Origin of the sequence: uncultured Blautia sp. (genome assembly GCF_902497045.1) — a bacterium.
Lineage (GTDB): Bacteria > Bacillota > Clostridia > Lachnospirales > Lachnospiraceae > Blautia_A.
Genome location: NZ_CABVDF010000256.1, coordinates 1 through 3641 on the forward strand (window position 1 = coordinate 1; position 3641 = coordinate 3641).

Consider the following 3641-nt stretch of genomic DNA (forward strand, 5'->3'; position numbering starts at 1 on the left):
ATGTTTATACATTTTTCTGCATTTTATTTTTTTCTCTCTCCCGTCTGGAAAACACACAGCCACAGTAATCCTGTCGGTAAAGATCATATTCTCCAGACAGCTCAATGGAACGTTTGTAACCGTTTTTCTTCTTAAAATCAGAGGGAAGATGGGACACCTTATAAATCTTTGACAGTTCCTCACCAATCTCGTTGATCTTCTGTGCATTTTTCAGAGGACTGATAGACAGCGTTGTAGTAAAGTAGTCATAATTTCCCTCTTCTGCAAGGCGGGCAGCTTCTTCCATACGAAGGCGATAACATCCGAAGCACCTTTCTCCTCCTTCCGGAATATCCTCCATTCCCTTTGCCATGCAGAAAAACACTTGTGGGTCATACTCTCCTTCTATCAGCTTCACCGGATGGACAAATTCCATTTTCCCGATCATCCTGCGGATTTCCTCCACACGCTTTTCGTACTCTTCTGCCGGTGAAATATTTGGATTATAAAAAAACACAGTAATCTCAAAATATCTGGACAGGTATTCCAGCACATAGCTGGAGCAGGGTGCACAGCAACTGTGAAGAAACAGCCTTGGCGTTCTTCCTTCTGCTTCAAGCTCTGCAAGCAGTTTGTCCAGCTCTTTCTGATAATTTCTGTTATTCATATAAGACGTTTACTCCTTATATATCAATTAATTTTCTCAGCAGCAAAAACATCATCTGCCGCAGAATTTTTCTGCTTTGCCGTTGACATTCTACTTGCTCATGGGTCATATTTTATCCCTTTTTATCAGCAGCGTCAACACAGACAACTGTTTTCATGCAGTCATTTCTCCTCAAATCTTTCCTTTTTTATTGAATATCCAACAAATTTCTCGACATTCTTTTTCCCCACAGGTATAATTAGCTCATATTCTATAATAACTATATAAACAGAGGTGACTCCTGATATGAAATCAAAACAGATTCTAAAAAGTTTACATAGTCTGCTGGACTGGAAGCAAAAAATCACATTTCTCTTTATTATGCTGATCATGGTTCTGTCCTCCGTCTTAACCCAGCTCACCCCCAAGGCAATCGGCTGGCTGACAGACGATATCCTTTCTCAGGCTGAGCTTGATTTTCCTGCTATATTTCCCATTCTGTTTTTTATTCTGATCGTGAATATTGTAAATGAGATCATCAAAATATTAAGAAGGATCCTGGTGGAAGATATCGCCACAAAAACAGAAAAAAAAGCAAGGGGACTGGTAATTTCTTCTTTACTTAAGGCTCCTCTCGCATACTTTAAAGAAAATATGACAGGAAATATCCACGGCAGGCTGAACCGTTGTCTGGAAGGTACGGTAAAGCTGGAAAAACTTGTTTTTATGGATTTTGCCCCGGCTATTTTTAACAGTATTGCAGCTATTGTTGTAATTTTTACTACTCTTCCGGCAAATCTTGCTTTCCTGATGCTTCTGGTAATTCCTGTTGGAATCGCAATTGTTTTCAGACAGATCCATACACAAAAAGGAATCCGCGTAGAACTTCTGGAATCAAAAGCACATATGGACGGAGCTATTGTAGAACTGCTCAATGGTATCGAGGTGATCCGGATCACAGACAGTAACTCTTTAGAAGAAAAAAGATTTACAGATAAATCAGAATATTTAAGAAGCAGAGAAATGAGACATCATTTGCAAATGGCTAAATACGACTGTCTCAAATTTATCAATGAAGTATTTTTTACGGTTCTGATGATCGGCACCTCTGCCTATCTGGCTGCACGGGGCAGGATCAGCGTAGGCGCAGTCCTGACCTCCTACCTTTGTTTTTCACAGCTTATCAAGCCTCTGGAAGAACTTCACAGAATTTTGGACGAACTTTCGGAAAGTCTGATCCTGGCAGAAGATTTTTTCAAAATGGCAGATATCCCTCATGATTTCTCCTATGCTGAAACTCCAGACATACCTGCACAGAAAAAAGACAGCCCTTATATTATAGATATCCATAACCTGAATTTTTCTTATGGCGATGAGAAAAATATTATAGATAACATGGATCTTTGTATGGAAAAAGGTACATTTTGGGGCATTGCCGGACCAAGCGGCTGCGGAAAATCCTCCTTGATAAAAGCAATATGCAAGTTAGAAAAATGCAGCGGCTCTGTTTTTATCAATCACAAAAACATACTTTCTTTATCAAGAAAAGAGTTATCCCAAATCATTGCCCTGGTTCCTCAAAACCCGTTTTTGATCGCCGGAACCATACTGGAAAATATCTGTTACGGACTGGAACAGACGCCTTCTGAAGAGGAAATAAAAAAAGCGCTTGTTAAAGCAAACCTGTATGATTTTATCACCAGCCTGCCGGAAGGCATCCTTACAAAGATCAGCGAGGGCGGGGGAAATCTGTCCGGAGGCCAAAAACAGAGAATCGCAATTGCCCGTATTTTTTTAAGAAAACCGGAAATTCTGATTTTGGATGAAGCAACCTCCGCTCTGGACAATACCTCTGAACGTTTTATACAAAATGAAATTGAACAGCTGAAAAAAGAAAACGGCATGACTGTCATATCCATTGCCCACAGACTTACTACCCTGAAAAACTGTGACAATATTATTGTTATGGATCATGGTAAGGTGGTACAATCCGGCAAATATCCGGATCTGATAAATAAAGCGGGTATTTTCAGCGATATGTATTATGGAAAATTAAAGTAAATTTCAAAAAATGTATCTTTTTCCTTTTTCATGGATAAAGATACATTTTTCTTTTATCTGCCGTACACAAAACTGCTCTCTGGCATATCATAACATATAGTATTTTCCAAAACATACTCCTGGAAAATACTTGGAATTATTTACAGGGAGGTATATCCATGAAACCGCTTCTGGAAGTAAGAGATCTTTCTCTTTCCTATCATACGCCTTCCGGGGAGACTCCTGCCCTTTCACATATATCCTTTGACCTGATGCCCGGTGAATTCCTGGCTATTGTCGGCCCATCCGGCTGCGGAAAGTCCACGCTTCTCAACGTGATCTGCGGACTTCTGGAACCGGAAAAAGGGTCTGTCCTCATGAACGGCACACAGGTTACCCGGGGAGATCCACGCATGGGCTATATGCTGCAGAAGGATCATCTCCTGGAATGGCGCAGCATTTACAAAAATATTCTTCTCGGTCTGGAAATACGGAGGCAGCTGACACCGGAAAAGCTCTCCTCCATTGAACAGATGCTCCGCATCTATGGTTTGGACAAATTCCGTTCTGCCCGTCCTTCGCAGCTTTCCGGCGGAATGCGGCAGCGAGCCGCTCTGATCCGCACTCTGGCGCTGAAACCGGAGCTTTTGCTTCTGGATGAGCCTTTCTCTGCTCTGGACTACCAGACACGGCTGAATGTCAGTGATGATATCGGCAGGATATTAAAAAAAGAAAATAAGCCTGCGATTCTGGTAACCCATGATATCTCTGAGGCCATCAGCATGGCAGACCGGGTTCTCATCCTGACAAAGCGACCTGCCGCAGTTGCCGGCATCGTTCCCATAGAACTGTCTGTTAAAAACAGAACCCCTCTTTCCTCAAGAAATGCACCAGATTTTAAGTCTTATTTTAATCAGATCTGGAAGGAGCTGAACGATCATGCCTGAGCTTTCCCCTGCCCAAATCTATAGATCGG

The 3641-nt window shown here is 41.7% G+C and carries 3 protein-coding genes; 2 read left to right on the plus strand and 1 reads right to left on the minus strand.

The annotated features are described in order from the left end of the window. Nucleotides 1-4: 4 nt before the first annotated feature. On the minus strand, nucleotides 5-646 hold the full coding sequence (locus RDS42_RS13330; RefSeq protein ID WP_308784084.1) for an epoxyqueuosine reductase QueH: 642 nt from the start codon (nucleotides 644-646) through the stop codon (nucleotides 5-7). A gap of 285 nt (nucleotides 647-931) precedes the next feature. Here RDS42_RS13330 and RDS42_RS13335 point away from each other — a divergent pair, with 285 nt between their 5' ends. After that, entirely contained in the window at nucleotides 932-2686 is a 1755-nt protein-coding gene (locus tag RDS42_RS13335) for an ABC transporter ATP-binding protein (RefSeq protein WP_308784085.1), read from the plus strand. Nucleotides 2687-2844: 158 nt separating this feature from the next. Then, a complete protein-coding gene (locus RDS42_RS13340) occupies nucleotides 2845-3612 on the plus strand; it encodes an ABC transporter ATP-binding protein (RefSeq protein WP_308784086.1) in 768 nt (255 codons plus the stop codon). Nucleotides 3613-3641: the final 29 nt, after the last annotated feature.

Excerpts from the sequence above, each read along its gene's own strand:
- RDS42_RS13340 (WP_308784086.1), top strand. The coding sequence starts at position 2,845 with ATGAAACCGCTTCTGGAAGTAAGAGATCTTTCTCTTTCCTATCATACG.
- RDS42_RS13330 (WP_308784084.1), bottom strand. The coding sequence starts at position 646 with ATGAATAACAGAAATTATCAGAAAGAGCTGGACAAACTGCTTGCAGAG.
- RDS42_RS13335 (WP_308784085.1), top strand. The coding sequence starts at position 932 with ATGAAATCAAAACAGATTCTAAAAAGTTTACATAGTCTGCTGGACTGG.